Below are 25,621 nucleotides of genomic sequence, written 5' to 3'. Positions count from 1 at the left end.
CGCCCCGGCAGGGTACGGTCAAAGCCAAGCGGATACGTCGGGGAATCGACGCCGGGATCTTTTTCCTGGCGATGTGATCGCGCCGGTCGTGTCGCCGAATACAGCACCTGCTTGCATGGATAATCAGGTTCGAGGAGGAGAGAAACGGTGAGCGAGAACAGGGACCCGGGTTACGGGGAGACCGCGGCCGAGACGACGTCGGTCTTCCGCGCGGACTTCCTCAACGAGGTCGACGCGTCGCGCTCCGGAGAGCCGACCGGCGAACAGCCGGTGCAGGGCGTCGAGGGCCTGCCGGTCGGCGCGGCTCTCCTGGTGGTCAAGCGCGGTCCGAACGCGGGCTCGCGCTTCCTGCTGGATCAGCCGACCACCTCGGCCGGTCGCCATCCCGACAGTGACATCTTTCTCGACGACGTCACCGTCAGCCGGCGGCACGCGGAGTTCCGTCAGGACGACGACTCGTTCCAGGTCGTCGATGTGGGCAGCCTCAACGGCACCTACGTCAACCGGGAGCCGGTGGACTCCTCGGAGCTGCAGAACGGCGACGAGGTCCAGATCGGCAAGTTCCGGCTGGTCTTCCTGACCGGTCCGCGCGCGCAGGCGAACGAGTCGGCGTCGGGCGCGGGGTCGCGATGACCCCTACGGTGCTGGTGTCCGTGCTGGGCGCAGTGCTGTGACGGGGGCGGCGCAGTGGGCGCGCGGAGGAATGTCGATCGGCTCCGTGCTCGACCTGCTGCGACCAGATTTTCCTGACATCACCATCTCGAAGATCCGGTTCCTCGAATCCGAGGGCCTGATCCGGCCGGAACGAACGCCGTCGGGGTACCGGCGGTTCTCGGTGGCCGACTACGAGCGGCTGCGCTTCGTCCTGACCGCGCAACGCGATCAGTACCTGCCGCTGAAGGTGATCAAGGAGCAGCTCGAAGCGATCGACAGCGGTGCGGCGACCCTGGGCGTGCGTGAAGCGCGTGCCAGGGCGCACTCCCACCACAGTGCCGCGGAGGCCGGGCAGTCGCGGTCCGGCGCCGCGCGCGCGGAGACCGACGGCGAGGCCAGTCCGGCTCCGCCCCGCCGGCTCGGCGTCGTCCCCGGCGAGATCACGCCGGACGAATTGCGCTTCGACGTCGGGGTCCGGCTCACCCGGGCCGATCTGCTCGCCAAGGCGGGCATCGACGACCGTTTCCTCGACGACCTGCTGCGCGCCGGACTCATCGTCCCCGGTGCGGGCGGCTTCTTCGAATCCGACGCGGTGACGCTGGCGCACGCGGCCAAATCGATGGCCGAATTCGGCCTGGAGGCCCGGCATCTGCGCGCGTTCAAACTGGCCGCCGATCGGGAAGCGGCCCTGGTCGCCCAGATCGCCGCGCCGATCGCCAAGAGCCGTGACGCCGACGCGCGCGCCCGCGCCGAGGAGACCGTCCGCGAACTGGCGGCCCTGTCGCTGAACCTGCACGCGGCGCTGGTGAAGGCGGCCGTGCGGGCCGCGCTCGGCAACTGACACACCCGGCCACCGGATCGGGTATCACCCCGGCAACACGCCGATTTCGGCTCGGGCGTCCGCGTTGCACCGCCCGGAATTCGCCTAGACTCGTGGTTACGGCGAGCTGGGCAGCGGTCCTGCCGGCCGGCGGCGAGTATGGGAGGCAAGAACTCATGAGCGAGATGCGCGTCATCGGCATCCGTGTCGAGCAGCCACAGAACCAGCCCGTGCTGCTGCTGCGGGAAGCGGCGGGCGAGCGCTACCTGCCGATCTGGATCGGGCAGGCCGAGGCGACCGCGATCGTGCTCGAGCAGGAGGGGGTCACGCCGATCCGCCCGCTCACTCACGATTTGATCAAGATTCTGATCACCGAACTCGGGCACACCCTCAAGGAAGTGCGGATCGTCGATCTGCAGGAGGGCACCTTCTACGCCGATCTGGTCTTCGACGGCGACCTGCGGGTCTCGGCCCGGCCCTCGGACTCGGTGGCCATCGCGCTGCGCGTCGGCTGCCCGATCTTCGCCGAGGAGCCGGTCCTGGCCGAGGCCGGGCTGGTGATGCCCGACGAGCGCGAGGACGAGGTGGAGAAGTTCAAGGAGTTCCTCGAGTCCGTCTCGCCCGACGACTTCAAGGCCACGGACAGCTGATTCACATCACGATCTTCTAGACCTGAAGTAGAGGTCGAGGGAATCGCCGCGCGCGGTGCTTGGTGCGACAACAGTGCAGGTCCGACAATGGCAGGAGTAACCTCGAAAGTCGGGCAACATCCGTCGTGACTCCGGTACTCGAGAACGTCGGCAGAGCAAGGAGTGGTCAGTGGAAGAGCAATCGCAGGATGTGGTGCAGCCTGGCTTGTTCCCGGACGACTCGGTTCCGGATGATCTCGTCGGCTACCGGGTGCCGAGCGCGTGTCAGGTCGCGGGCATCACCTACCGGCAACTCGACTACTGGGCCCGCACCGGGCTGGTCGTACCGTCGATCCGTGGCGCCGCCGGGTCGGGCAGTCAGCGGCTGTACTCGTTCAAGGACATCCTGGTCCTCAAGATCGTGAAGCGACTGTTGGACGCGGGCGTCTCTTTACAGAACATCCGGATCGCCGTCGATCACCTGCGCAGCCGCGGCGTGCAGGATCTGGCCGGGATCACGCTGTTCTCCGACGGGACCACGGTGTACGAGTGCACCTCGCCCGAGGAGGTCGTCGATTTACTGCAGGGCGGGCAGGGTGTCTTCGGGATCGCGGTCAGCGGCGCCATGCGGGAACTGACCGGGGCGATCGCCGACTTCCCGGCCGAACGGGCCACCGAGATCACCGATCGACCCGAGGACGAACTGTCCTTTCGCCGCAAGGTCCGGGAGAACCGTAAGACCGGGTAGTGACGAGCACTACACCCCCGGCGTGCCCCAGGTGGCGCGGCCGGGGGTTTGCTGCATCTAGACTTGATGACGCGTCGCCGCCGTGCGGGAGAGTCCCGGAGTCGTGAGAGTCCGGGCGCCGAAGGAGCAGCACCTCCCCGTCAATCTCTCAGGCAACAGGGACCGCACGGTGATTCGACGCCTCTGGAAAGCGGTGGCTGCAGGCTGCCCGCCCACGGGGAAAGGGGCACGGCCGTCCGCGGTCGGGTCACCGAATCTCTCAGGCGCCACGACAGAGGGGGAGGGCTGGTACCCGTCGACCACCTGGTCGACCCGCCCGACCTTGGAGCTGCCGTGACCCGTTCGTTCGCCGACCGCCACATCGGACCCGATTCCGACGAACTCGCCCGGATCCTCGCGACCGTCGGCGTCGAGTCCCTCGACGCGCTCGCGACCACGGCGCTGCCCGCGACCATCCTCGACGAGTCCGGCCTCGGCGCGCTGCCCGCGCCCGCCACCGAGCACGAGGTCCTCGCCGAACTGGCCACGCTGGCGCACTCCAACACCGTCGCCACCTCGATGATCGGCCTGGGCTACTACGACACGCTGACCCCGCCGGTGCTGGTGCGCAACCTGCTGGAGAACCCGGCCTGGTACACCGCCTACACCCCGTACCAGCCCGAGATCAGCCAGGGCAGGCTCGAGGCGCTGCTCAACTTCCAGACCATGGTGTCGGATCTGACCGGCATGGACGTCGCCAACGCCTCCATGCTCGACGAGGCCACCGCCGCCGCCGAGGCGATGACGCTGCTGCGCCGCGCGGGCAAGTCGAAATCGAACCGGCTGCTGCTCGACGCCGATCTGTTCCCGCAGACCAAGACCATCATCGGCACCAGGGCCGAGCCGCTGGGCATCGAGCTCGTCGAGGCCGACCTGTCCACCGGCGTGCTGCCCGAGGGCGAGTTCTTCGGCGTCATCGTGCAGACCCCCGGCGCGTCCGGCCGGATCGTCGACTGGACCGCGCTGTGCGCCGCCGCCCACGAGCGCGGTGCGCTGGTCGCCGCGGGCGCCGACCTGCTGGCGCTGACGCTGATCACCCCGCCCGGTGAGCAGGGCGCCGACGTGTGCTTCGGCACCACCCAGCGCTTCGGCGTGCCGATGGGCTTCGGCGGCCCGCACGCCGGCTACCTCGCGGTGCGCACCGCCTTCGCCCGGCAGCTGCCGGGCCGGCTGGTCGGCGTGTCGGTCGACGCCGACGGCGCGCCCGCCTACCGCCTGGCCCTGCAGACGCGCGAGCAGCACATCCGCCGCGAGAAGGCCACCTCCAACATCTGTACCGCGCAGGTCCTGCTGGCCATCGTGGCCGCCATGTACGCCAGCTACCACGGTGCGAACGGGCTGCGCGCCATCGCCCGCCGGGTGCACGCGCACGCGGCGGCCGTGGCGTCGGGGATCGGTGCGGCGCTGGTGCACGACACCTTCTTCGACACCGTCCTGGCGCACGTCCCCGGTGGCGCGGAAGCCGTTGTCGCCAAGGCGAAGTCGCAGGGGATCAACCTGCGCCTGGTCGACGCCGACCACGTGGCGATCGCCTGCGACGAGGCCACCACCGACGCGCACGTGGCCGCCGTCGTCGAATCCTTCGGCACCGCACAGGCTCCCGACGCGAGCGCGGGCGCCGAGCCCGCCGCCATCGAGACCCGCACCTCGGACTACCTGACGCATCCGGCCTTCACCCGCCACCACACCGAGACCGCCATGCTGCGCTACCTGCGTTCGCTGTCGGACAAGGACATCGCGCTGGACCGCAGCATGATTCCGCTCGGTTCCTGCACCATGAAGCTCAACGCGACCGCCGAGATGGAGGCCATCACCTGGCCCGGCTTCGCCCGCCTGCACCCGTTCGCGCCCACCGAGGACGTGCCCGGCATCCTGAAGCTGATCGGCGACCTCGAGCAGTGGCTCGCGGAGATCACCGGCTACGACGCGGTGAGCCTGCAGCCCAACGCCGGTAGCCAGGGCGAGTACGCGGGCCTGCTCGCGATCCGCCGCTACCACCTCGATCGCGGCGACGACCACCGCGACACCTGCCTGATCCCGTCCAGCGCGCACGGCACCAACGCGGCCTCGGCGGCGATGGTCGGCATGCGGGTCGAGGTCGTGAAGTGCCGCGAGAACGGTGACGTCGACCTCGACGACCTGCGCGCCAAGATCGCCGACCACGCCGACCGGCTGGCCTGCATCATGATCACCTACCCGTCCACGCACGGCGTGTACGAGCACGAGGTGGCCGAGCTGTGCGCGCTCGTGCACGACGCGGGCGGTCAGGTCTACGTCGACGGCGCCAACCTCAACGCCCTGGTCGGCCTGGCGCGTCCGGGCCGCTTCGGTGGCGATGTCAGCCATCTGAACCTGCACAAGACCTTCTGCATCCCGCACGGCGGCGGCGGTCCCGGCGTCGGCCCGGTCGCGGTGCGCGCGCATCTGACCCGGTACCTGCCCGGCGACCCGCGCGAGACGGGCTCGCACGCGGTGTCGGCGGCGAACTACGGGTCGGCCTCGATCCTGCCGATCACCTGGGCCTACATCCGGATGATGGGCGCCGACGGCCTGCGCGCGGCGACGCTGACCGCGATCGCCTCGGCCAACTACATCGCCCGCCGCCTCGACGCCTACTTCCCGGTGCTCTACACCGGCGAGAACGGCATGGTCGCGCACGAGTGCATCCTCGACCTGCGCGAGATCACCAAGCAGACCGGCGTCACCGTCGACGACGTGGCCAAGCGCCTGGCCGACTACGGCTTCCACGCGCCCACCATGAGCTTCCCGGTGGCGGGCACCCTGATGGTGGAGCCCACCGAGAGCGAGAACCTCGAGGAACTCGACGAGTTCATCGCGGCCATGATCGCGATCCGCGGCGAGATCGACCAGGTCGGCGCCGGGGTGTGGCCGGTGACCGACAACCCGCTGCGCGGCGCACCGCACACCGCGGCGAGCCTGGTCGGCGAGTGGGACCACCCGTACAGCCGTGAGGTCGCGGTCTACCCGCGCGGTATCGGGCACACCCGCCCCAAGGTGTGGCCCCCGGTGCGTCGCATCGACGGTGCGTTCGGCGACCGCAACCTGGTCTGCTCCTGCCCGCCGCTGGACGCGTACGAGGACTGACAACTCGAGCGAGGGCCCCGCCGAAATCAGTTCGGCGGGGCCCTTTTTCGTCGTCGGCCGCCCGCTCCGGGATCACGTCGCCTGCTCGCCGGTCAGCAATCCCGCGCGGGCGAGCGCGATCGCCGCGTCGGCGGCCTGGTGCGCGTGCGCGGTGGTCACCGGCTCGTGGGTGACGAACAACCGGTGGAACAGCGGTGCCACCGCGAACCGGACCACCTCGGTGCCGGCCACCTCCGGTCCGAGTTCGCCGCGCGCGATCGCCCGGTCGACGATCACCGCGGCCTCGGCGTGCCGTGCCGCGTAGAAGGTCCGCAGGGCCTCGGCCGCCGTGGGATGTTGCAGCCCCGCGGTGACGAAAGCCGTTGCCACCGGACCTGATTCGGGGTCGGTGAACCCGGTACGCACGAGCTCGGTGAGGGCGCGCAGATCGCCGGTGAGGGTGCCGGTGTCGGGGATGGCCCACGATCGGCCCGCGGCCAGGTCGAGCGCGTCGGCGACCAGGCCCTCGGGGCTACGCCAGCGCCGGTAGACGGTGGTCTTGTGCACCCCGGCCCGCTGCGCGACGGCGTCGACGGTCAGGCCCTGGTAGCCGTGTTCGGCGAGCTCGGCCGTCGTCGCGTCGAGGACGGCCTCCCGCACTCGGGCGCTGCGCCCACCGGGGCGCCGTTGCGGTTCCAAAATCTACTCCTGTTGCGTTAGTGGTCGAGTGTCCGTATGGTTAAAGCTACACAAGTTGCGATTGGAGCGCTGTTTGACCACTCAACTGACCATGCGGGGCGTGTCGAAGGCCTACGCGGACCGGCCGGTACTCGACGCGGTGACGGCGACGATCCGGCCCGGCGAGCGGATCGGCATCGTCGGGGAGAACGGCGCGGGGAAGTCGACCCTGCTGCGGCTGCTGGCCGGAGCCGAGCACGCCGACGCCGGATCGATCACCGTGACCGCCGAGGGCGGGCTCGGCCACCTCGCCCAGACGCTGTCCGGCGACACCGTCGCGGCGGCCGTCGAGCAGGCGCTGGCGGAGCTGCGCGAGCTCGAGCGTGCGATGCAGGCCGCCGCCGAGGCGCAGGACATGGATCGCTACGGGGCCCTGCTCACCCGCTTCGAGGCGCGCGACGGCTACGCGGCCGACGCCAGGGTGGCGGCGTCGCTGCACGGACTCGGGCTGGGCGGGATCGATCGGTCGCGACGGCTGGACAGTCTCTCCGGCGGCGAGCGGGCCCGGCTCGGCCTGGCCTGTCTGCTCGCCGCCTCGCCGGAGGTACTGCTGCTCGACGAGCCGACCAATCACCTCGACGAGAGCGCGCTGAGCTGGCTCGAGGAGCGGCTGCGCGGCCATCGCGGCACGGTCGTCCTGGTCTCGCACGACCGGATCTTCCTCGACCGCGTCGTGACCGCGATCCTCGAGGTGGCCGATCGTGGCCTGACCCGATTCGGTGGCGGCTACAGCGGGTTCCTGACCGAGAAGGCGGCCGCGCGGGTGCGCTGGGAGCAGGAGTACGCCCAGTGGCGCGCCGAGATCGGCCGGCTGGAGGAGTTCGCGACGACGACCGCGGTGCGGGTCGCGCACGGACGGGCGATGACCGACAACAACAAGATGGCCTACGACCGCAACGCGGGCCGGGTGCAGAGCTCGGTCGCCTCCCGGGTGCGCCGGACCGCCGAACGCCTGCGCCGCCTGCGAGAGGATCCGGTGCCCCGACCGCCCGAACCCCTGCGCTTCCGTGGGCGATTCGCGGCGGCCGGATCGGACACGGAGTTCGTCATCGGTCCCGTGACGCTGGGCGCCCGGGGACGGCTGCTCATCCACGGACCCAACGGCGCGGGCAAATCGACCCTGCTCGACGCGCTGCACGCGGCAGCGCCCGGCCGGGTGGGTTACCTGCGGCAGGAAGAGCGATTCGAGCCGGACCGCAGCGTCACCGAGGCTTATGGCTTCGGCCGGGCCGCGCTGCTGGCGACCGGGCTGTTCGCGCCCGAACTGCTGGATCGTCCGGTCGGGACCTTGTCGGAGGGCCAGCGACGCCGACTGTCCCTGGCGCGGGTGCTCGCGGGCGACCACGATCTGCTGCTGCTCGACGAACCGACCAACCACCTGTCGCTGACCCTGGTCGACGAGGTGGAACGCGCGCTGGACGACTACCGGGGCGCGGTCGTGGTCGTCTCGCACGACCGGGCGCTGCGCAGGCGGTTCCGGGGAATGCAGAAGGGAATCGAAGACTTTGGCTGACATCGTACAAGTGATCGACGTACCCGGCGCGCCCTACGGGGTGACGGCCGGGCCGGACGGCGCGGTGTGGTTCACGCTGGTCGCGCAGGGCGCCCTCGGCCGCTACGCCGGCGGCGAGGTGGAGATCTTCCCGCTCGACCCGGCCGACGGGCAACCGACCGTGATCGTGACCGGACCGGACGCGGCACTGTGGTTCACCGAGTTCCGGGGCGGACGGCTAGGCCGCCGCACCCTCGACGGCGTCGTCACGAGCATCGCGATGGACGGGCCCTACGGCGTGTGCGCCGGCCCCGACGGGGCGCTGTGGTTCACCGCGTTGCAGGCGGGCCGGGTCGGGCGGCTGGGTGTCGACGGCACGGTCGAGCACGTCGACGTGGACGGGATGCCGTCGATGATCACCCCGGGAACCGATGGGGCCCTGTGGTTCACGGTGAACCAGGGCAATGCGATCGGGCGGGTCGACCGCGACCTCGCCCGCACCCTGTTCCCGCTGCCCACACCCGCCGCCGCACCGGTCGGCATCACGGCCGGTCCCGACGGCGCGGTGTGGTTCACCGAGATCGGAGCGGGCGCGATCGGGCGCATCGAAACAGACGGCACCGTCACCGAATTCGCGCTGCCCGACCCGGCCGCGCGCCCGCACGCGATCACCGCAGGCCCCGACGGCGCGCTGTGGTTCACCGAATGGGCGAGCGGCACGCTCGGCCGGATCACCACCGAGGGCGAGCTCGACCACCTGCCGCTCCCGGGGAAGGAACCGCACGGACTCACCGTCGACGCCCGCGGTCACCTCTGGATCGCGATGGAATCCGGTGCGCTGGTGGAGGTCTCACCCGGCTGAGGACCGCAATCGCTCGAGCAGGGCGCGCAACCCGGGCGCGGTCGGTGCCGTCGCGGCATCGATCGCGCCCAGCGGTATCTCGAGCATCCGCAGCGGATAGCCGTCGCCGGTCACCACGCCGGTGTCGGCGAAACCGAAGGCCGCGAGCAGGCGCGCGACGCCGGTTCCGGCGTGCTCGGTCTGCGCGTAGACCCGGGTGGTCGGCCGGGTGGGGTCGGCCGCGTGGATGTCGAGCAGGACCTCGGCCAGATGATCGATGTAGATCTGCGAGATGGTCAGCGGGCTGGCGCCGAGCCTGCCCCGGAATCCGCGCAGCAGCCCGACCGAGAACAGCACCACCGCGTCCGACCACTCGCCCGGCCTGCTCAGGTGCAGACCGCGCAGCTGCGCGTCGGTCAGTCCGCCGGTGCGGCAGTAGGCGGCCTCGCCGAGCCGGTTCAGCGGCAGGATGCAGGAGAATCCGACCGGGACGAAGGTGCCGTCGACCTGGGCCTCGATCAGGCTGTACGCGAGCGGATTGACCTGGTGCACACTGAGATTGCGTTGCCTGATCACATCGAGCGGGGTGGCGAAGCCGGACCGGGCGAAGGCTTCCCGGTTGATCTGGCACAGCGTGTCCAGGTCGCGGTCGTCGAGATGGCGGACCCGGTAGTCGAGCTGCGGGGTCGCGTCGGTGTCGCCGGTCATCCGTCTCCCATAGTGCGAGGTGAGGTCGGGCAGCAGCCCGCTGTCGTCGATGATCCCGGCCAGCACGTCGATCGGTTCCCGGCCCGCGAGCCTGCCGACCGCCAGGGACAACCCGCGCAGCCCGGCCGCGATCACGACGGTGAACAGGACGAAGCCGAGCCAATCACTGTTGGTCACCACCGGCAGCGCGTCGATGCCCCGCTTCACCGGGTCGGCGATCTCGAGTGAACTGAACACGCCGGCGGTGGCCGTACTGGCGGTGAGGATGTAGTGGTTCGGCTTGCGTGCGGCCAGGATGACGGCGCGGTCGACGCGTTCGCGCCAGTGCCGGAACGCGACTCGCGCACCGTGGTTCGTCGCCATCACTCGTCTCCCCGCCGCGGATCGGACCGAACGCAGTGGGTTGCGAGTACCCGGCGGTGCGATGGTTCACACCACCGATTCCGGCCGAGCGAGCGAATGATGGTGTCCGCGCGGTCGTTCGGGGCGTCAGGGTGTGGTCAGTGCCTTCACCACGGCGGTGCCGAAGCCGAGGTCGTTGCTCGTCGGCAGCCGGGTGTAGGTGCCGCCGGTCTGCTGCGCGAGGGTCTGCAGGGTCTGGGTGCCCTGGCCGCCGACCACGACGACGTCGATCCGGACGGGCTTGCCCGCGGTGGTCGCGGCGGTGATCTCGCTGACCAGTGCGGGACCGGTGAGCGTCGAGTCGTCGTCGGGGCCGTCGGTGATGATCAGGATCGAGTTGGTCCGGCCGGGGGAGTAGGCCGCGACCGCGGCGCGGTAGGCGGCGAGCAGGCTCGGGTAGGCCTGATCGCTGGTGGTCTGGGTCGCCTTGGTGCTGGTGACCGCCGTCCCGACGGCATTGCGCTGCGTGTCGGTCAGCAGGGCGGTGGGGACCTGGACCTTGTACGGCGTGGTGCCGTCGAGGTTCTTGCCGAAGGTCCACAGCCCGAGGCCGAAGTCCGGCGGCATCACCGTCAGCGTCGAGGCGAGCGCCGCGCTCGCGTTCGCGAGCCGGGTGGTCGATCCCTCGGCGGTGCCCATCGACGACGACACGTCGAGCAGCACCGTCGCGTTCACGCCGAGCACCGGGTTGGCCAGGGTGGACTGCACCTTCTGCAGTGCCGCCTTGTCCGGGTTCGGCGGTGCCGAACCGATGGCCGGGCCGAACCCGTCGGTGGCCAGCGCGCCCGCCTGCTCCGGGGCCCGCAGGAAGTCGATGAAGCGGGAGGCGATGAGGTTCTGGGTCTTGTCGACCCAGGGGCCCGACAGCAGCGCGGCGGGATAGTCCGCGAGCGGCGCGGTCCCGACCGGCCGGAACGCGGTCAGCCCGCCGGTGCCCAGCTGCTGGGCGGTCGCGGCGACGGCGTGGACCTCGTCGGCGGTGGGGTCGGTGGTGATCGCGGCCATCGCGGTCATCAGGTCGGCGGGCGTCTGGGCGCCGGCGGCCAGCCCGGAGATGGCGGCGACGACCTGCCCGGACCCCGCGGCCTGCTCGGTCAGCGGCTCGGTGCCCGAGACCGCGGCTCCGATCGAGGCGGCCGCCGCGGTGGTGGCGTCGCCCGTGGGCAGCGCCATCCGCAGGCCGCCCCAGCCGGCCAGGCCGACCTCGTCGAGCGAGCCCTGCTGCAGGCGCGGCAGGTCGGACCAGGCGACCTGATGCTGTTCGAGGGCCTGGCGCAGCGCGTCGGGCACGGCGAGCACGATCGGGCTGGTGGCGATGGAGGCGGGCGTGCCCTCGATCAGGCCGGGCACCCGGACCAGTTCGATCGACCGGGTCGAATCGGCGATCCACAGGCCCGGCTTCGGGCCCAGCGCCGGATCCCACTTCCCGGGATCGGCCAGACCCGCGACCAGCGCGGCCGACGGCCGGGCCGACACCTCCACCCGGGCGCAGTGGTCGCGCACGCGCGGCTTGCTCGCGTTGTAGCGCTCGGCGGCGGCGCGCACCGGGCCCGCGATCGCCGGATCGACGGTCACGTCCAGCGACGCCGGTCCCTCGACACATTCGGCGGCCGCCGCGACGTCGGTGCTCGCGGCGCGGTCGCTGAGCTGGAACCACGCGAAGACGGCCACGATCACCAGAACGAGTACCGATGCCGCGATAACCGGACCTTTGCTGATGGTTCGAGATCTGGTCCCGCTGCGATGAGTACCCACGTGGCAAGTTTAAGGACTCGTGACCCGGCCGCCGCACGGTGTACTCGGGTGCGCATCGGTGCAGGTCACGGCGTAGGGCCGGGTGTCACGACGGACACCCGGCCCCGGCCGGTCACTCGCGGATCACGCGCCCGCGGTCGTATTCACGGCCGCCCCAGACCCCCGACTGGCCGGTCTGCGCCGCGTACTCGGTGCACCCCGCGAGCAACGGGCAACCGGCGCAGATCCGGCGGGCGTAGTCGAAGTCCTGCGATGGGTAGGGGAACCAGGCCTCGTGGTTCGGGTCACCCCGGCAGGCGGCGCGGTGCCATTGCCCCGAATCGGACAGAGTCAGCAGTTCGGTCAGTGCGAGGTCGGTGGTGGTCACGGCGCGTACTCCTTCCAGATCCGGCGCTGGGTGCGGGCCAGCGGGTCGGGAGCCTTGGGCTCCCACAGCAGCCGCATCCCCGCTTCCTCCGGGGTGCGGTCGGCCTTGCTCGTATTGCAGGGGCCGCAGCAGGCGATCAGGTTGCCCCAGGTGTTCGGTCCGCCCCTGCTGCGCGGGCGGATGTGGTCGACGGTCTGCGCCCAGTCGTCGCAGTAGCCGCAGCGGTGCCGGTCGCGGCGCAGGACACCGGCCAGCGTGGCGCGGCTGTCCTCACCGACCGGGGCGACGTGGCCCAGGTAGACGTAGCGCAGCAGCCGGATCGTCTCCGGCAGCCCGATGACCAGGTGCTGGGACCGGATCGGGAACCGCGGCGCCCGCTCGATGACGGTCTCCGCGGCACCGCTGATCAGCAGTGTCACGGCCCGGTCGGCGGTGATCTCGTCGAGGGCTTCGTAGCTGGCGTTGAGGACGAGCACCCTGGTGCGTATCCAGGTGTCGGACGTGGGCGCCATCAGGTCGACGGCATGACGGATCGTCATGGGAATCACCATGTTTCGAGAGAAGTGCGAACGACGGTCGGAGTCGAGTGGGATTACCGCGTCAGTGCGCGAACCGGAGACGGGCCATGGCATCGGTGCCCGCGCTCGACGCGCTGTGGGCCGAACCGGCGCGGCGATAGATCTTCTCGGACTGTCGCAGTGGCGCAAGGGGTTTCATGGCCGTCTCCTCCTCTCGGGGTATCTCGTCGGTGTCGCCTTGTTGCGAATGACCGGCGTGGAATTCATGGTGGCATACGGCGCGCCGGATGTCGGCTGATTTATTTCCGGTAACGCTCCGATACCGACGGAAACCTCGAACCGGCAGGTCGCGATACATTTTCGGGGTGAGGTGCCCGTCGGGCGCACCGAACGCGAGGAGTGGTGCTCATGCGGACAGCGCTGATTCCGGCCGCCGTGGCCTGCGCGGTGGTCCTGCTCCTTCCCGGCTGCGACAGCGATTCCGGCGGCACGAGCGCGCCCGCCGATCGGCCGAGTCCGACCCTGCCGGCGCCCGGCCCGGCGTCGTCGGTCCGGACGAGCGCGGCGGGGCCCGCGACGCTGGTGCCCCCGGCTGCCCTGCCCGCCCCGTCCCGGGGCCCGGCGGTGACCTCGGCGCCGGCGGCCACCGGCGGTCCGACCAGTCCGCCCGGCGTCGCGCTGCCCGATACCGCGCCCGCGTGCGCCGACGGTCAGGTGCTCGTCGGCGGCGGGCCGGTCACCGCGGGGGCCGGGCACCAGGGGCTGACCCTGCGTTTCTGGCTGGTCGGGGCCAGTGGGCCCTGTTCGCTGACCGGCTACCCGGGCGTCGACGCGATCGGGGACACCACCGCGAACGCGACCCGCACCCTGCGCGGCTACCTGGGCGGACTGCCACCCGATCGGAGCGAGCCGGCGACCGTGATCCTCACCCAGGACCACGGTGCGCAGGCCGTCGTCGAGGGCACCACCACCGACGCCGCGGGCAACGCCTGCCCGGCCTACACCGGGTTGCGGGTCACCCCGCCCGACACCACCGACACCGTCCCGGTGTCCGAAGCGCTGTCGGTATGCGATCTCGCGGTCCATCCGGTCACGCCGATGAGCTGATCGGCGGCGCCGGGGCGGTCATGCCTGCGTGCACGGAACCCGCTGTGCTGGAACGGATTCCGATCTCTCATCGAGTCGGAACTGGGCCAGTCCCCAGACGGCGAAGCCGCACAGGGCGTAGCCCGCGCCGAACCCGCACGCGGCCCACCATCCCCACGCGGTGTATGCCCAGGCGGTGGTGACCGCACCGAGTGCGGAGCCGGCGGAATAGAACGTCATGTAGGCGCCGAGGACGCTGCCGGTGCGGTCCGGGTGCGCGGTGGTCAGCAGGTGCTGACTGGAGACGTGCACGGCTTGGACGGCGAAGTCGAGCACGACGATGCCGGCCAGGAGCGGGAGCAGGGTCGGCCCCATCGGGGCGATGAGCAGCCAGGACCCGGCCAGGATCAGCAGTGACCACCCAGTGATCGCCTGCGCGTGACCGGCATCGGCCCACCTGCCCGCCCGGGTCGCGCCGAGCGCACCCGCGAGGCCGACGACGCCGAACAGCCCGATCTCGGTGGTACCGAGCGACCACGGCGCGGCACCGAGGGGCAGGGCGAGGCCGCTCCAGAGCGTGCCGAAGGACGCGAAGAGGAAGAAGGCGATCAGGCCCCGGCTCCGGAACAGGCGATCCGTGATCACGAGGCGCCCCATCGACCGCACGATCTGTGTGTAGCGCGCGCCGGGTGTCCGGATATCGGGACGCAGGCCCGCCCGGGTGACGACGGCGAGCGTCGCGCACGACGCGGCCAGCAGGACGAAGACCGCGCGCCAGCCCAGCGTGTCGCCGAAGACGCCCGCGATCACGCGGACACCGAGAATGCCGACGACCACCCCCGACGTGACGGCGCCGATGATGTGCCCGCGTTCGCCGGGCTCGGATACCGCGGCCGCGTAGGCGACCGTCACCTGCACGACGACCGCGAACACCCCGGCGGCGGCGAGCCCCGCCATCGCGACGGCACCGTTCGGCGCGGCGGCCGTGATCGCCGCTCCGACGCCGGTGAGCGCCAGCAGCCCGCCGATCAGCCCCCGCCGGTTCACCAGATCCCCCAGCGGCACCAGCAGGATCAGCCCGGCGAAATAGCCGATCTGCCCGGCCGCGACCAGCAATCCCACCGATTCGGCCGGCAACCCCAGCTGCGCGCCCGCCGCGCCCAGCACCGGCTGGATCGCGTAGATCGTCGCCACCGCCACGGCGCACACCGCGGCCAGGAGCAAGCGCTGTGGGTGCGCGATTCCGGTGACCATCACTCTCCAATCGGTAGCAAAATGCAACCAATTCACGATAGGGAATAATGGTTTCGAAACGCAACCCAATGCGGAAGGTGACCGATGACACCGACGTCCGGCCGCGATCGCGCGTGGACCGACCCCACCTGCCCGGTCGCGCGCACCGTCGACCTGGTCGGTGATCGCTGGAGTCTGCTCATCGTCCGCGACGCCATGGACGGCCCCGGCTCGTTCACCGAGTTCCGGCAGCGCCTCGGGATCGCCCGCAACATCCTCGCCGACCGGCTGCGCAGGCTCGTCGACGACGGCATCCTCACCACCAGCGCCACCCCGAGCGGCAAGCGGCACGTCTACGAACTCACCGCCGCCGGGCGGGACCTGTTCACGACGATCGTCGCGCTGCGGCAGTGGGGTGAACGGCACGCCTTCGCCGACGGTGAACGGCACTCGACCCTCGTCGACCGGGACGACGAGGTGATCGCCGAGCTGCGGCCCCGCAGCGGGTCCGGCGCGCCCGTCACCGCCGAGTCCACCCGCGTGCGGCGCGTGGACTGAGCACGCGACCGCCGCGGTGACCTCCCGATCAGAGGTTGCCGACCTCGCGTTCGAGCCTGCGGGCCACGAGGTCGCGGGCCTCCTCGCGGAGCGTGGGCCGGAAACCGGTGGGGTACACCGGATCCGCGGGCGCGTACTGCTTCAGGACCTCTTTCGCGAGGGTGATCTTGTGCACCTCGGTCGGCCCGTCGGCGATGGCCATCACCTCGGCGTAGGTGGTCATGTCGAGGAACGGAAGATCGGTGCTGACGCCGAGGGCGCCGTGCAGATGCAGTGCGCGGCGGGCGATGTCGTTCATGACCGTCGGCATGGCCACCTTGATGGCGGCGATGTCCTTGCGGACCGCGCGGTAGTCCTGGGCCTGGTCGATGCGCCAGGCCGTGCGCAGCACGAGCAGGCGGAACTGTTCCATCTGGATCCAGCTGTCGGCGATGCGCTCCTGGGTCATCTGGAAGCCGCCGAGCACCCCCTTGCGGGCCGGACGGGAGACCGCGCGCTCGCACATCATGTCGAAGGCCTTGCGGACCAACGCGACCGTGCGCATCGCGTGGTGCACGCGGCCGCCGCCGAGCCGGGTCTGTGCGACGACGAAACCGGCGCCCTCCGCGCCGAGCAGGTGATCGGCGGGTACCCGGACGTCGGTGAACCGCAGGTGTCCCTCGTGTTCGCTGAAGCCGGGCACGGTGAAATTGCGCACCAGTTCGAGGCCGGGGGCGTCTGCCGGGACGATGAACATCGACAGGCGCAGGTGCGGTTCGGCGGACGGGTCGGTCACCACCATCACGATGTGGAAGGTGGCGAACTCGGCACAGGAGTTGAACCACTTCTCGCCGTTGATGACCCACTCGTCACCGTCGCGGACCGCCGTGGTCCGGAATGCGGTCGGGTCCGAGCCACCGGTGGGCTCGGTCATCACGTAGCAGGAGCCGATCTCCCCGTGGAGCAGTGGCTGCAGGTACCGCTCTTTCTGCTCCGCGGTGCCGAAGTGCGCCAGGATCTCGGCGTTGCCGGAATCCGGTGCCTGACAACCGAAGACGAGCGGCGCCCACATCGAGGTACCGAGCACCTCGTTGAGCAGAGCGAGTTTCAGTTGACCGTAACCGGGTCCGCCCAATTCGGGGCCGAGGTGGCAGGCCCACAGTCCCTGGTCCTTCACCTGCTGCTGGAGTGGCCGCATCAGCGCCCTGATCTCGGGATCGGTCCGGTCGTACGGATTGGGGTAGATCAGATCCAGCGGCTCGACCTCGGTGCGGACGAAGTCCGCGACCCAGTCGAGTTTGCGCTGGTACTCCGGGTCGGTCTCGAAATCCCACGCCATGATCAGCCTTTCGGATCGGTGTCCGTGGCGCTGAGCCCGGACAGGACGGTGTCGGTGAGGATGTCGGCGATCTCGGCGGGGGAGTGCGCGCCGCGTTCGCGGTACCAGAAGCCGAGCGAGTTCAGCATGCCGAGCAGGCCGTTGGTGACGACGTGATCGGCGGTGCGCAGCCGCCCCGCGGCGTGTCCCGCGTCGATCACCTCCTGCCAGCGGTGCTGGAGGCGATCGCGCAGCCGCTGCAGCTCGACGGCGCGTTCGCCGGTGAGCGCGTCGGCGTCGCGCAGGTGCACCGCGACCGCCCGGCGATGGGTGACGATCAGCTCCACGTGACTGCGGATGAGCAGGCGCAACGTCTCGACCGGGTCGGTGCTCGCGTCGGCGAGGCGCTCGGCGTCGGCGAGCAGCAGGCGGGTGTAGTCGGCGAGGATCTCCCACAGCAGCTCCTCCTTGGAGCCGATGTGGTAGTACAGCGCGCCGCGCTGGACATCGGCTCGCGCGCCGATCTCGGCGACGCCGGTGCCGTGGAAGCCGCGCTCGGCGAACAGGTCCAGCGCGGCGGCCCGGATGCGTTCGCGGGTGTCGGCCGCGCCACGATCGGTGGCCGGTGGGCGGCCTCTGCGGCGGACCGGGGCGACGGGTTCGCCGGATCGTGCGCCGTCCACCGTGCCTCCACTCCGCCGGGCGACCTGGGCCGAGCCGCCGAGAAATGTTCCGGTCAGTACATTAATTCTCCGGGTGCCTACAATCAAGGGGTGGGCCGCCACGCCCACGCGTCGACCTCGGCGTCTCGGCGTGGCGGAATGGACGGCGGTTCCACGGCGTTCGAACCCACACGAGGTGTCACCACTACCCACGGGTAACATGACATCGACTTTTCCCACCCGGCTTTCTCAAAAGTGAGGCAGTAGATGACAGAGCGGATTCAGGTCGGCGGGCTCCAGGTGGCCAGCGTTCTCCACGATTTCATCGAGAACGAGGCGCTCCCCGGTACCGGCGTAGATTCCGCCGCGTTCTGGGCCGGAGCCGAGCAGGTCATCAACGACCTCGCCCCGCGCAACCGCGCCCTGCTGGCCGAACGCGACGAGATCCAGGGCAAGCTCGACGCCTGGCACCAGGAGAGCCCCGGCGCCGGCTACGACAAGGGCGCCTACAAGCAGTTCCTGACCGAGATCGGTTACCTGCGCCCCGAGCCCGCCCCGTTCCAGATCGGCACCGGCAACGTCGACGCCGAGATCGCCACCACCGCGGGCCCGCAGCTCGTGGTGCCGGTGATGAACGCGCGCTTCGCGATCAACGCCGCCAACGCGCGGTGGGGTTCGCTCTACGACGCGCTCTACGGCACCGACGCCATCTCCGAGGCCAACGGCGCCGAGAAGGGCACCGGCTACAACCGCGTGCGCGGCGACAAGGTCATCGAGTGGGGCCGTAACTTCCTCGACGACGCCGTCACCCTGATCACCGGCTCGCACATCGGTTCGTCGTACTACAAGATCGTCGACGGCGAGCTCGAGATCGGCCTGGAAGACGGCACCGACATCGGCCTGGCCGACCCGTCGCAGCTCGTCGGCTACCTCGGCGACCCGGAGGCCCCGACCTCGGTGCTGCTCAAGCACAACGGCCTGCACATCGAGATCCAGATCGACGCGAACTCGCCGATCGGCTCGACCGACACCGCCGGTGTCAAGGACATCGTGCTCGAGTCCGCGCTCACCACGATCATGGACTTCGAGGACTCGGTCGCCGCGGTCGACGCCGAGGACAAGGTCGTCTGTTACCGCAACTGGCTCGGCCTGAACAAGGGCGATCTGGCCGAAGAGGTCACCAAGAACGGCAAGACCTTCACCCGCACCATGAACCCCGACCGCGTCTACACCGCGCTCGACGGCTCGGAGCTGGTGCTGCACGGCCGTTCGCTGCTGTTCGTGCGCAACGTGGGCCACCTGATGACCTCCGACGCGATCATCGACGCCGAGGGCAACGAGGTCCCCGAGGGCATCATGGACGGCCTGATCACCTCGCTGATCGCCGTGCACTCGCTCAACGGCACCGCGGCGCTGGCCAACACCCGCACCGGCTCGGTCTACATCGTGAAGCCGAAGATGCACGGCCCCGACGAGGCCGCGTTCACCAACGAGCTGTTCGGCCGGATCGAGGACGTCCTCGGCCTGACCCGCAACACCCTCAAGGTCGGCATCATGGACGAGGAGCGCCGCACCACGGTCAACCTCGCCGCGTCGATCGAGGCCGCCAAGGAGCGCGTGGTGTTCATCAACACCGGCTTCCTGGACCGCACCGGCGACGAGATCCACACCTCCATGGAGGCCGGGCCGATGGTCCGCAAGGCCGAGATGAAGGCCCAGACCTGGATCGCCTCCTACGAGGACTGGAACGTCGACACCGGCCTGGCCAAGGGCCTGCCCGGCAAGGCCCAGATCGGCAAGGGCATGTGGGCCATGCCCGACCTGATGGCCGGCATGCTCGAGCAGAAGATCGTGCACCCGAAGTCGGGCGCCAACACCGCGTGGGTGCCCTCGCCGACCGCCGCCACCCTGCACGCCACCCACTACCACCTGGTGGACGTGTTCAAGCGGCAGTCCGAGATCGCCAAGGGTGGCCCGCGCGCCACCGTCGACCAGATCCTGGAGATCCCGCTGGCCCAGTCCACCGACTGGTCCGACGAGGAGAAGCGCCAGGAGCTGGACAACAACTCCCAGGGCATCCTGGGCTACGTCGTCCGCTGGATCGACCACGGTGTCGGCTGCTCCAAGGTGCCCGACATCAACGACATCGGCCTGATGGAAGACCGTGCCACCCTGCGCATCTCGAGCCAGCTGGTCGCCAACTGGCTGCGCCACGGCATCGTCTCCGAGGCCGACGTGATCGCCAGCCTCGAGCGCATGGCCCCCGTCGTCGACCGCCAGAACGCCGGCGACAAGGCCTACACCCCGATGGCCCCGGACTTCGACGCCAGCATCGCCTTCCAGGCCGCCAAGGAACTGGTCCTCGAGGGCACCAAGCAGCCCAACGGCTACACCGAGCCGATCCTGCACCGCCGTCGTCGTGAGTTCAAGGCCGCGCAGAAGTAGTGCTGTCGACTGTGTGAAAAGTAGCTCATAGCAGCGCTTTTCGTTTGCGGCCCCGCATCGGAGAAATCCGGCGCGGGGCCGCTGTCTTCACCAGAGATCACCTCGGATACCGGCTCATCACCCTCAAAACGGTCACAAAAACGGTCACAAACGAACGCGCCCAACATCGTCCTCATAAGTGGTCTACCAGCGGATTCGCATCCCTCCTTGGAGGTGACCTTGCGGCGATGCAGTGTGGTCTTGTGGCCGCCCGATGCTTCTGCAGGACCGCTTCTCGGACCTGCCGATACTCGGGGTGACTGCATGTAGACCCTCGACTGGAGGTCGTACTTCGGCCACGATCGCTGCAGACAACGGAACATTCGTGATCCTGCATCACGATGGCTCGATCATTGTCGGAAACGACAGCCGTGATATTGAGGAGACCTTCAACGCTGGGCGCTGGGAGATCCTCGAATCGGGTCGGCAGAATGCGTTGGGCGATACCACCGCCGACTCGTCGTGCCTATCGAGATAGCGGTCGGCTGCGCCTGGCCTTCGCCGAGTTCGTGCAGGTCAAGAAGTCCTATCAGGAGGTTGGCGCCGCCAGCGCCGATAAGTGGAGTATCGAGCTCGACCAGCTCAACATCCTGCTCACAACCAGCCCGACTGCGGCCTACTGGCTCATCGGCGCCGACGGTGAGATCTACACCGTCCCCGCGAAACTGATCTACGGGCTCGCATCAGGCGCGAAAGCCCTCAACCAGGCCGCATTCACCCTGCACTACACCACATTCGCCATGCCGCGATCGGTCTGGCCGGATACCTCACCTACCTCGCTGTCGGAACCTGGACCGGCAACTCGACGCCGGAAGGCGTCGAGGAAGCCCGGGGTCGACGAGATCATCGCCTCGCAGACCCGGGTACCTATGGATGACCTTGCGCCACCTCCACTGGACCGCCCGGCCGCCACTGGGGGGCAACCGCCGAATTCGGGCGGATACGGGGCAAGCCCATGTCCGTTGTTACTTCGGCGGCTGCTACCGGAGCCCCAGGAGCCTGCGGCGGCGGCCGAGCCGGCCTGAGCGGCCTTGGATCACGTTTTGTCGGTGGCCCCGGTGTACGGTCGGGGCAACTGCGAAGGTCGCGGGTTCGAAGTCCTGTCACCTCCATGCATGCGGGTGTAGCTTCGACCGGCTGGCCCGCGTCCCAGCCTCCGATGGCGAGGCACTGGACCGAGAGCTGGAACGAAACTGCCATAAGTTGAACGACTATGTCGAGGCGATTCACCAGCACCGGGCTCCGTGGGAGCTGAGCGCCTACCTGGTGCGCGGGGCCCCAGCCCGCAGCCGGGGCGGGTCGAGACGTCTGTTCGGTTGAGGAATCTGGCCTGGCCGGGAGGAGTGCCTCGGTGCGTGACGATCACAGCGCTTCGTCTTCGAGTGCCGACGCTGCGGCTATCGAATAGTGTTGCGGCATGAGCACTCTCACAGCTGTCGCGAGCGTCGTGATAGCAGCCCTGGTTCTGTGGCTCAACATCGGGAGCCGTCGAGATTCGCAGTTTCGGCGCGTGGACGAGTTGCTGACCGCGTTCCAGTCCGGGTCGCTGTCGGAGGCGCGGCACCTCATGGGGACTTTCCGGCACTCCGAACAATTTCCGGAAGGCTGGGACCTCGGTCCTGATGGCTCCGCAGACCCTGCCAAACCCCACACGAAGGCGTTGTTCGATGTCCTGTGGTTCTTCAAGCGGGTTGATGCGACGCTGGAAAGTCTGCCCGCCACTGGGCGCCTGTTCGGGCGTCGCGGCCCGCGGCGCTTGTTGCTGCGATCGCTGACAGCTGATGTCGGGACCTGGACTGAGTACCTCGGAGTTTTCGAGCACAAGGGTGTGATCGCCGATAGTGATGAGATCACTGCTGCGCCGAACGTATTCCGCTCGAAGCAGGGCTTGGAGGCCGTCGACAGGGAGCGCCGGAAGGAATTCGGTGCAGCCGTTCAGTCCTCGTAGAACACCTGCATGCTCTGCTCCCGCGCGCCCGGTTGCCGCTGTTCGGCGGTAGGTTTGCCGAACGCCACCAGTTCGATGAGGATGCACACTCGCGTCCGTCGATCCCGCAGTGCAGGGTGGTTCAGCCGATTTCCTGTCCGAGCGCGAACTGCGGCACAACCACATGCCTCAGGCCCACAGCATCACGATGCGATGACGTCGCCGTCCGACGTGGCCGCTCGGTTATCTGTCCGTCAGGTCGGGGAAACGGCGACGCAGGTGTGACGAATCCGCGTGGCTGGCGCGAGGGTTCGACAAGTGCGCGGCGTGTTGATTCGGCGCCGGTCATAGTCGAGTACCCGGTTACGCGCGCACAACGCCGTACGGCGCGGGATGCTATTGCAACCAGTGGTTTCGCTGGGGCTCCTGCGGACGTTAGGAGACAGGATTGAGCACTGACAACGGCAGCTCCGGTGAGCTCCCAGCGGAATCCGCCGCTGTCTCTGCACCGCAGTTGGCCTCCGGGGCTGGATCGGCACCACAACCTCAACAGTCCGTGATGGGCCGGATCCTGTCGTCCCTACTGAGGTGGGACGGATGGACCAAGGTTGCGGCGATCGCGACTGCCCTGACCGCGGTCGCGGCCCTGTGGTTCAGTGCTCAATCGCTGCAGTCCACGCGCGACCAGTACGGGTTGTCCGCGCAGGGCCAGGTGACGGAGCGGTTCACCAACGCCGTCGAGAACCTCGGTTCGGAGAAGATCAACGTTCGGCTCGGCGGCATCTACTCGTTGGAGCGCCTGGCGAAAGACTCGACCGAGGACCAGCCGACAATCATCGAAATCCTCAGTGGATTCATCCGGACACAAGCGCCTGCCGACGTGCCGGAATGCACCTTGCCGAAACTAGTTCGAGACGACAGTGCGCCGAGAGGCTGGAGGTACGTAGGTCCGCTTCCTCAGACGGCCATCGATGTTCAAGCAGCACTCACAGTGCTCGGCCGCCGCAACGTCGATCACGACGCAGGTGCATTGCCCGACCTCACTGGAACGTGCCTGGCCGAAGCGCATCTGACGGGTTCATTCGCCGGCGCCGATTTCGACGGAGCTAAGATGCCGGAAGCTCACTTCGACGGGACCGACTTGAGATGCGCGACATTCGGGCGGACCGAACTCGCGACAGCGACTTTCTGGGCTCGCGACCTCCGGTGGGCCGATTTCTCCTCTGCGCACGCGACCGGCGTCGAGTTCAACAGCAGCGACCACAGGGGCGCGAACATGCGAGGCGCGAACCTCACCTCCGCTGTCTTGAACAAAGCCAATCTGATGCTCGCCGATCTGACCGGAGCCGACCTCAGTGATGCGGACCTGACCGATGCCTGGCTTCGAATCAGGCAACCGACGGGAGTCGAACTCGGTCGCCCCAATCTGACCGGGGCGTACTACACCCCCCAAACGCGGTGGCCTGCGGGCTTCGATCCACCGGCAAGCGCCGACGGCGTTGTGAGCCATTTTTTGGACGCTGCGCGATGTCTTCGAGAGCGGCCGCGCTAGAGGGTGGCGGCCCGAGTTCTCCGCTGGTGAAAGTGCGTCCGCGATTGGCCACCTGGACCGATCCGCGGGTCGCCGATCCCGCGGCGCAGGATGGTTCCGCCGAGTCCTCTTCGACGTAACCGCACACAATGGGACCGCAACATCGCGATGCGACGAAATCGCCGTCCGAGGTGGTACCGGCAGGATTCCGCTGATGACTTCACTGCGTGTGGTGGCCGCGATCGCGACGCGGTGCGGTCCGGGAACGGTCGGGCTGTCGTGCAGACCCGGCGCAGTATCGCGCCGGTGTACGACTTTTCCGGCGGGGAGCAGCAAACCGTGCGGAACGGCGACGGCACCCGCGTGTGAACAGGCCCGATCCTCCTGTTGAAGGCAGTGTCGGCTACAACAACGAGTTGGACAACCGAAACCCGATGAACATCTGTCCGGCAGGTGCAGAATGAGACATTGGTAGGGGGGATCGGCGCTCGGATCATCGACCACTGGGCACTGGCACTGGGGTGTGTGGCTGTGGCGTTGTTCGGACTGGCCGTACTCGTGCACGCCGCGGCCTTGGCGTTCAATGGCGTGGCGTTCTTGACCGGGCATGGAACGGTCCGCACCGTGTACATCGAAAGCGTCCGCGCCGTGAGCGGCGATGATCTCGTTTCCGACGTCGATCACGGCGACGGGTACTACCTCGACGCAGAGGGACAACGTCATGGTTGCGCCGTACGGCAGTGGCACCTGGAGCCGGGAACGCAGGTACAGGCGCGCTCTCCGATGATCCCGGTCGTTCTGCCGCTCGACCCCCACAACCTGGGCGTGTTCTACAACCGCCTCGGAGACATCCGAGGTGGGGCCGCTGTCGTCACTGGCGATCATCGTGGATACCTGCTCGTCATCCTCAAACGGTCAGGAACGATGCGGTTGTCGCGGTGATCGCCAGCGTCGTCACGTTCATTCCTGCACGGTAATGAAGTGTTTCCGGCCGGAGTGATCTCCCGAGATTTCCGTGAACACTGCGCTTTCTGGGTACACCGAGCGGCCGATGAGATGCCGCGTGAGCTTGTGGGCACCGATGCGGCATAAGGGATCTCGCGTCTTCATTCCCGCCCAACCTGCAAAGTTCGCGGCAGTCTTGTCATTCGGCATACGGGCAGGCCAACTCCCAGCCCGATGGCATGAAGGACTGAAGTCTCGCGCGGGTCACGTAGGGGGCGGCGAGATCACACGCCTCGTCCACATCCCAGACGCTGTCCCACAGCCGCACGGCTGTGTCGCCTCCGGCTGAGGCGAGCCGGGTTCCGTCCGGGCTGAACGCCACCGTGGCCACCGGGCTGGTGTGGCCGGTGAGCGGTCCACCGACCGACTCTCCGGCGGCTGGGTCCCATAACCGCACGGTCTTGTCGCCTCCGGCTGAGGCCAGCCGGGTTCCGTCCGGGCTGAATGCCACTGCGGTCACTGGGCTGATATGGCTGGTGAGTGGTTCACCGATCTGCTCTCTGGTGGCGGGGTCCCAGAGACGGACGGTGCCGTCCCAGCCTGCGGAGGCCAGTCGGGTTCCGTCCGGGCTGAATGCCACCGCGAGCACCGGGCTGGTGTTGCTGGTGAGTGGTTCACCGACTTGGTTGCCGGTGGCGGGGTCCCACAGCCGCACGGTCTCGTCGCTCCCCGCGGTGGCGAGCCGGGTACCGTCCGGACTGAACACGACATCCTGCACTGCGATGGTGTGGCCGGTGAGTGGTTCCCCGACCGGCACTCCGGTAGCGGGGTCCCACAGCCGGACCGTGGCGTCGTTGCTGGCGGTGGCGAGGCGGGTTCCGTCCGGGCTGAATGCCACCGTGAACACCGGGCTGGTGTTGCTGGTGAGTGGTTCACCGACTTGGTTGCCGGTGGCGGGGTCCCACAGCCGCACGGTCTTGTCACTTCCGGCGGTGGCGAGTCGGGTGCCGTCCGGGCTGAATGCCACCGCGGACACTGCGTCGGTGTGGCCGGTGAGTGGTTGACCGATCGGCTTTCCGGTGGCGGGGTCCCACAGCCGGACG

23 protein-coding genes and 1 riboswitch are annotated in these 25,621 nt (G+C 69.1%); of the genes, 14 read left to right on the top strand and 9 right to left on the bottom strand.

Translation table 11 applies throughout. From position 1 onward, the window contains the following. Nucleotides 1-147 precede the first annotated feature (147 nt). From ACFVW6_RS28500 to gcvP, 5 genes are all read left to right on the top strand, one after another. A complete protein-coding gene (locus ACFVW6_RS28500) occupies nt 148-633 on the top strand; it encodes an FHA domain-containing protein (protein ID WP_110041099.1) in 486 nt (161 codons plus the stop codon). Between the two features lie 70 nt (nt 634-703). After that, nucleotides 704-1,495, top strand: a complete 792-nt coding sequence (locus ACFVW6_RS28495; RefSeq protein ID WP_355278475.1) for a MerR family transcriptional regulator — start codon at nt 704-706, stop codon at nt 1,493-1,495. 155 nt (nt 1,496-1,650) lie between these two features. Continuing rightward, nucleotides 1,651-2,124, top strand: a complete 474-nt coding sequence (locus ACFVW6_RS28490) for a bifunctional nuclease family protein (protein WP_019046780.1) — start codon at nt 1,651-1,653, stop codon at nt 2,122-2,124. Nucleotides 2,125-2,293: 169 nt separating this feature from the next. Next, nucleotides 2,294-2,851, top strand: coding sequence for a MerR family transcriptional regulator (locus tag ACFVW6_RS28485; protein ID WP_355278472.1), 558 nt, complete (start codon nt 2,294-2,296; stop codon nt 2,849-2,851). Nucleotides 2,852-2,926: 75 nt separating this feature from the next. Continuing rightward, nucleotides 2,927-3,026, top strand: a riboswitch (glycine riboswitch). 158 nt (nt 3,027-3,184) lie between these two features. After that, nucleotides 3,185-5,995 carry an aminomethyl-transferring glycine dehydrogenase gene (gene gcvP / locus ACFVW6_RS28480; protein ID WP_378826428.1) on the top strand — a complete coding sequence of 937 codons (2,811 nt, stop codon included), beginning with the start codon at nt 3,185-3,187 and terminating at the stop codon, nt 5,993-5,995. A gap of 72 nt (nt 5,996-6,067) precedes the next feature. Here gcvP and ACFVW6_RS28475 read toward each other — a convergent pair whose 3' ends face one another. After that, nucleotides 6,068-6,673 carry a TetR/AcrR family transcriptional regulator gene (locus tag ACFVW6_RS28475; RefSeq protein ID WP_378826426.1) on the bottom strand — a complete coding sequence of 202 codons (606 nt, stop codon included), beginning with the start codon at nt 6,671-6,673 and terminating at the stop codon, nt 6,068-6,070. A 91-nt stretch (nt 6,674-6,764) separates the two neighbouring features. Between ACFVW6_RS28475 and ACFVW6_RS28470 the strand changes: the two genes are divergently transcribed. Next, nucleotides 6,765-8,225, top strand: a complete 1,461-nt coding sequence (locus tag ACFVW6_RS28470) for an ABC-F family ATP-binding cassette domain-containing protein (RefSeq protein WP_378827031.1) — start codon at nt 6,765-6,767, stop codon at nt 8,223-8,225. Nucleotides 8,226-8,235: 10 nt separating this feature from the next. After that, nucleotides 8,236-9,066, top strand: coding sequence for a virginiamycin B lyase (locus ACFVW6_RS28465; RefSeq protein ID WP_378826424.1), 831 nt, complete (start codon nt 8,236-8,238; stop codon nt 9,064-9,066). Here the strand turns inward: ACFVW6_RS28465 and ACFVW6_RS28460 are convergent. From ACFVW6_RS28460 to ACFVW6_RS28445, 4 genes are all read right to left on the bottom strand, one after another. Further along, entirely contained in the window at nt 9,055-10,116 is a 1,062-nt protein-coding gene (locus ACFVW6_RS28460) for a hypothetical protein (RefSeq protein ID WP_365015112.1), read from the bottom strand. The genes ACFVW6_RS28465 and ACFVW6_RS28460 overlap by 12 nt on opposite strands. A 126-nt stretch (nt 10,117-10,242) precedes the next feature. Further along, nucleotides 10,243-11,832, bottom strand: coding sequence for a VWA domain-containing protein (locus tag ACFVW6_RS28455; protein ID WP_378826422.1), 1,590 nt, complete (start codon nt 11,830-11,832; stop codon nt 10,243-10,245). 190 nt (nt 11,833-12,022) lie between these two features. After that, nucleotides 12,023-12,277, bottom strand: a complete 255-nt coding sequence (locus tag ACFVW6_RS28450; RefSeq protein ID WP_189034276.1) for a WhiB family transcriptional regulator — start codon at nt 12,275-12,277, stop codon at nt 12,023-12,025. After that, complete coding sequence (locus tag ACFVW6_RS28445) at nt 12,274-12,816, bottom strand: HNH endonuclease (RefSeq protein ID WP_378826419.1); 543 nt, start codon at nt 12,814-12,816, stop codon at nt 12,274-12,276. The genes ACFVW6_RS28450 and ACFVW6_RS28445 overlap by 4 nt, the downstream gene beginning before the upstream one ends. Before the next feature lie 387 nt (nt 12,817-13,203). Here ACFVW6_RS28445 and ACFVW6_RS28440 point away from each other — a divergent pair, with 387 nt between their 5' ends. Then, complete coding sequence (locus ACFVW6_RS28440; RefSeq protein WP_378826417.1) at nt 13,204-13,902, top strand: DUF4232 domain-containing protein; 699 nt, start codon at nt 13,204-13,206, stop codon at nt 13,900-13,902. Between the two features lie 18 nt (nt 13,903-13,920). On the opposite strand, the gene ACFVW6_RS28435 is transcribed toward ACFVW6_RS28440, so the two are convergent. Next, nucleotides 13,921-15,135 (bottom strand): MFS transporter, encoded by a 1,215-nt coding sequence (locus tag ACFVW6_RS28435; protein ID WP_378826414.1) that lies wholly within the window; start codon nt 15,133-15,135, stop codon nt 13,921-13,923. 84 nt (nt 15,136-15,219) lie between these two features. Between ACFVW6_RS28435 and ACFVW6_RS28430 the strand changes: the two genes are divergently transcribed. After that, nucleotides 15,220-15,672: a winged helix-turn-helix transcriptional regulator gene (locus ACFVW6_RS28430; RefSeq protein WP_378826412.1), complete on the top strand. Its 453-nt coding sequence runs from the start codon at nt 15,220-15,222 to the stop codon at nt 15,670-15,672. A 28-nt stretch (nt 15,673-15,700) separates the two neighbouring features. Here ACFVW6_RS28430 and ACFVW6_RS28425 read toward each other — a convergent pair whose 3' ends face one another. Together ACFVW6_RS28425 and ACFVW6_RS28420 are read right to left on the bottom strand one after the other, a co-directional pair. Next, complete coding sequence (locus ACFVW6_RS28425) at nt 15,701-16,990, bottom strand: acyl-CoA dehydrogenase family protein (protein WP_378826410.1); 1,290 nt, start codon at nt 16,988-16,990, stop codon at nt 15,701-15,703. Nucleotides 16,991-16,992: 2 nt separating this feature from the next. Then, entirely contained in the window at nt 16,993-17,652 is a 660-nt protein-coding gene (locus ACFVW6_RS28420; protein ID WP_378826407.1) for a TetR/AcrR family transcriptional regulator, read from the bottom strand. A gap of 246 nt (nt 17,653-17,898) precedes the next feature. Between ACFVW6_RS28420 and ACFVW6_RS28415 the strand changes: the two genes are divergently transcribed. The 5 genes from ACFVW6_RS28415 (at nt 17,899) to ACFVW6_RS28395 (ending at nt 24,515) form a co-directional block, all read left to right on the top strand. Beyond that, entirely contained in the window at nt 17,899-20,076 is a 2,178-nt protein-coding gene (locus ACFVW6_RS28415) for a malate synthase G (RefSeq protein WP_378826405.1), read from the top strand. A 470-nt stretch (nt 20,077-20,546) separates the two neighbouring features. Next, complete coding sequence (locus ACFVW6_RS28410) at nt 20,547-21,140, top strand: hypothetical protein (protein ID WP_378826403.1); 594 nt, start codon at nt 20,547-20,549, stop codon at nt 21,138-21,140. A gap of 392 nt (nt 21,141-21,532) precedes the next feature. Beyond that, nucleotides 21,533-22,063, top strand: coding sequence for a hypothetical protein (locus ACFVW6_RS28405; RefSeq protein WP_378826401.1), 531 nt, complete (start codon nt 21,533-21,535; stop codon nt 22,061-22,063). A gap of 427 nt (nt 22,064-22,490) precedes the next feature. After that, the gene (locus ACFVW6_RS28400; RefSeq protein WP_378826399.1) at nt 22,491-23,594 is read left to right on the top strand and encodes a pentapeptide repeat-containing protein; all 1,104 of its coding nucleotides are present in this window, start codon (nt 22,491-22,493) and stop codon (nt 23,592-23,594) included. Between the two features lie 432 nt (nt 23,595-24,026). Beyond that, nucleotides 24,027-24,515 carry a hypothetical protein gene (locus tag ACFVW6_RS28395; RefSeq protein ID WP_378826396.1) on the top strand — a complete coding sequence of 163 codons (489 nt, stop codon included), beginning with the start codon at nt 24,027-24,029 and terminating at the stop codon, nt 24,513-24,515. Nucleotides 24,516-24,717: 202 nt separating this feature from the next. Here ACFVW6_RS28395 and ACFVW6_RS28390 read toward each other — a convergent pair. Continuing rightward, on the bottom strand, nt 24,718-25,621 hold a 904-nt coding region (locus ACFVW6_RS28390; protein ID WP_387793193.1), incomplete at its 5' end, for a WD40 repeat domain-containing protein.

This window comes from Nocardia sp. NPDC058244, from assembly GCF_042882065.1.
Classification (GTDB): domain Bacteria; phylum Actinomycetota; class Actinomycetes; order Mycobacteriales; family Mycobacteriaceae; genus Nocardia.
This window is presented reverse-complemented; position numbering and strand designations above follow the sequence as displayed.

Coding starts and splice junctions, on each gene's coding strand:
- ACFVW6_RS28495 (WP_355278475.1), top strand. CDS start 704: ATGTCGATCGGCTCCGTGCTCGACCTGCTGCGACCAGATTTTCCTGAC.
- ACFVW6_RS28490 (WP_019046780.1), top strand. CDS start 1,651: ATGAGCGAGATGCGCGTCATCGGCATCCGTGTCGAGCAGCCACAGAAC.
- ACFVW6_RS28470 (WP_378827031.1), top strand. CDS start 6,765: ATGCGGGGCGTGTCGAAGGCCTACGCGGACCGGCCGGTACTCGACGCG.
- ACFVW6_RS28460 (WP_365015112.1), bottom strand. CDS start 10,116: ATGGCGACGAACCACGGTGCGCGAGTCGCGTTCCGGCACTGGCGCGAA.
- ACFVW6_RS28445 (WP_378826419.1), bottom strand. CDS start 12,816: ATGACGATCCGTCATGCCGTCGACCTGATGGCGCCCACGTCCGACACC.
- ACFVW6_RS28440 (WP_378826417.1), top strand. CDS start 13,204: ATGCGGACAGCGCTGATTCCGGCCGCCGTGGCCTGCGCGGTGGTCCTG.
- ACFVW6_RS28435 (WP_378826414.1), bottom strand. CDS start 15,135: ATGGTCACCGGAATCGCGCACCCACAGCGCTTGCTCCTGGCCGCGGTG.
- ACFVW6_RS28430 (WP_378826412.1), top strand. CDS start 15,220: ATGACACCGACGTCCGGCCGCGATCGCGCGTGGACCGACCCCACCTGC.
- ACFVW6_RS28425 (WP_378826410.1), bottom strand. CDS start 16,990: ATGGCGTGGGATTTCGAGACCGACCCGGAGTACCAGCGCAAACTCGAC.
- ACFVW6_RS28415 (WP_378826405.1), top strand. CDS start 17,899: ATGACAGAGCGGATTCAGGTCGGCGGGCTCCAGGTGGCCAGCGTTCTC.
- ACFVW6_RS28410 (WP_378826403.1), top strand. CDS start 20,547: ATGCGTTGGGCGATACCACCGCCGACTCGTCGTGCCTATCGAGATAGC.
- ACFVW6_RS28405 (WP_378826401.1), top strand. CDS start 21,533: ATGAGCACTCTCACAGCTGTCGCGAGCGTCGTGATAGCAGCCCTGGTT.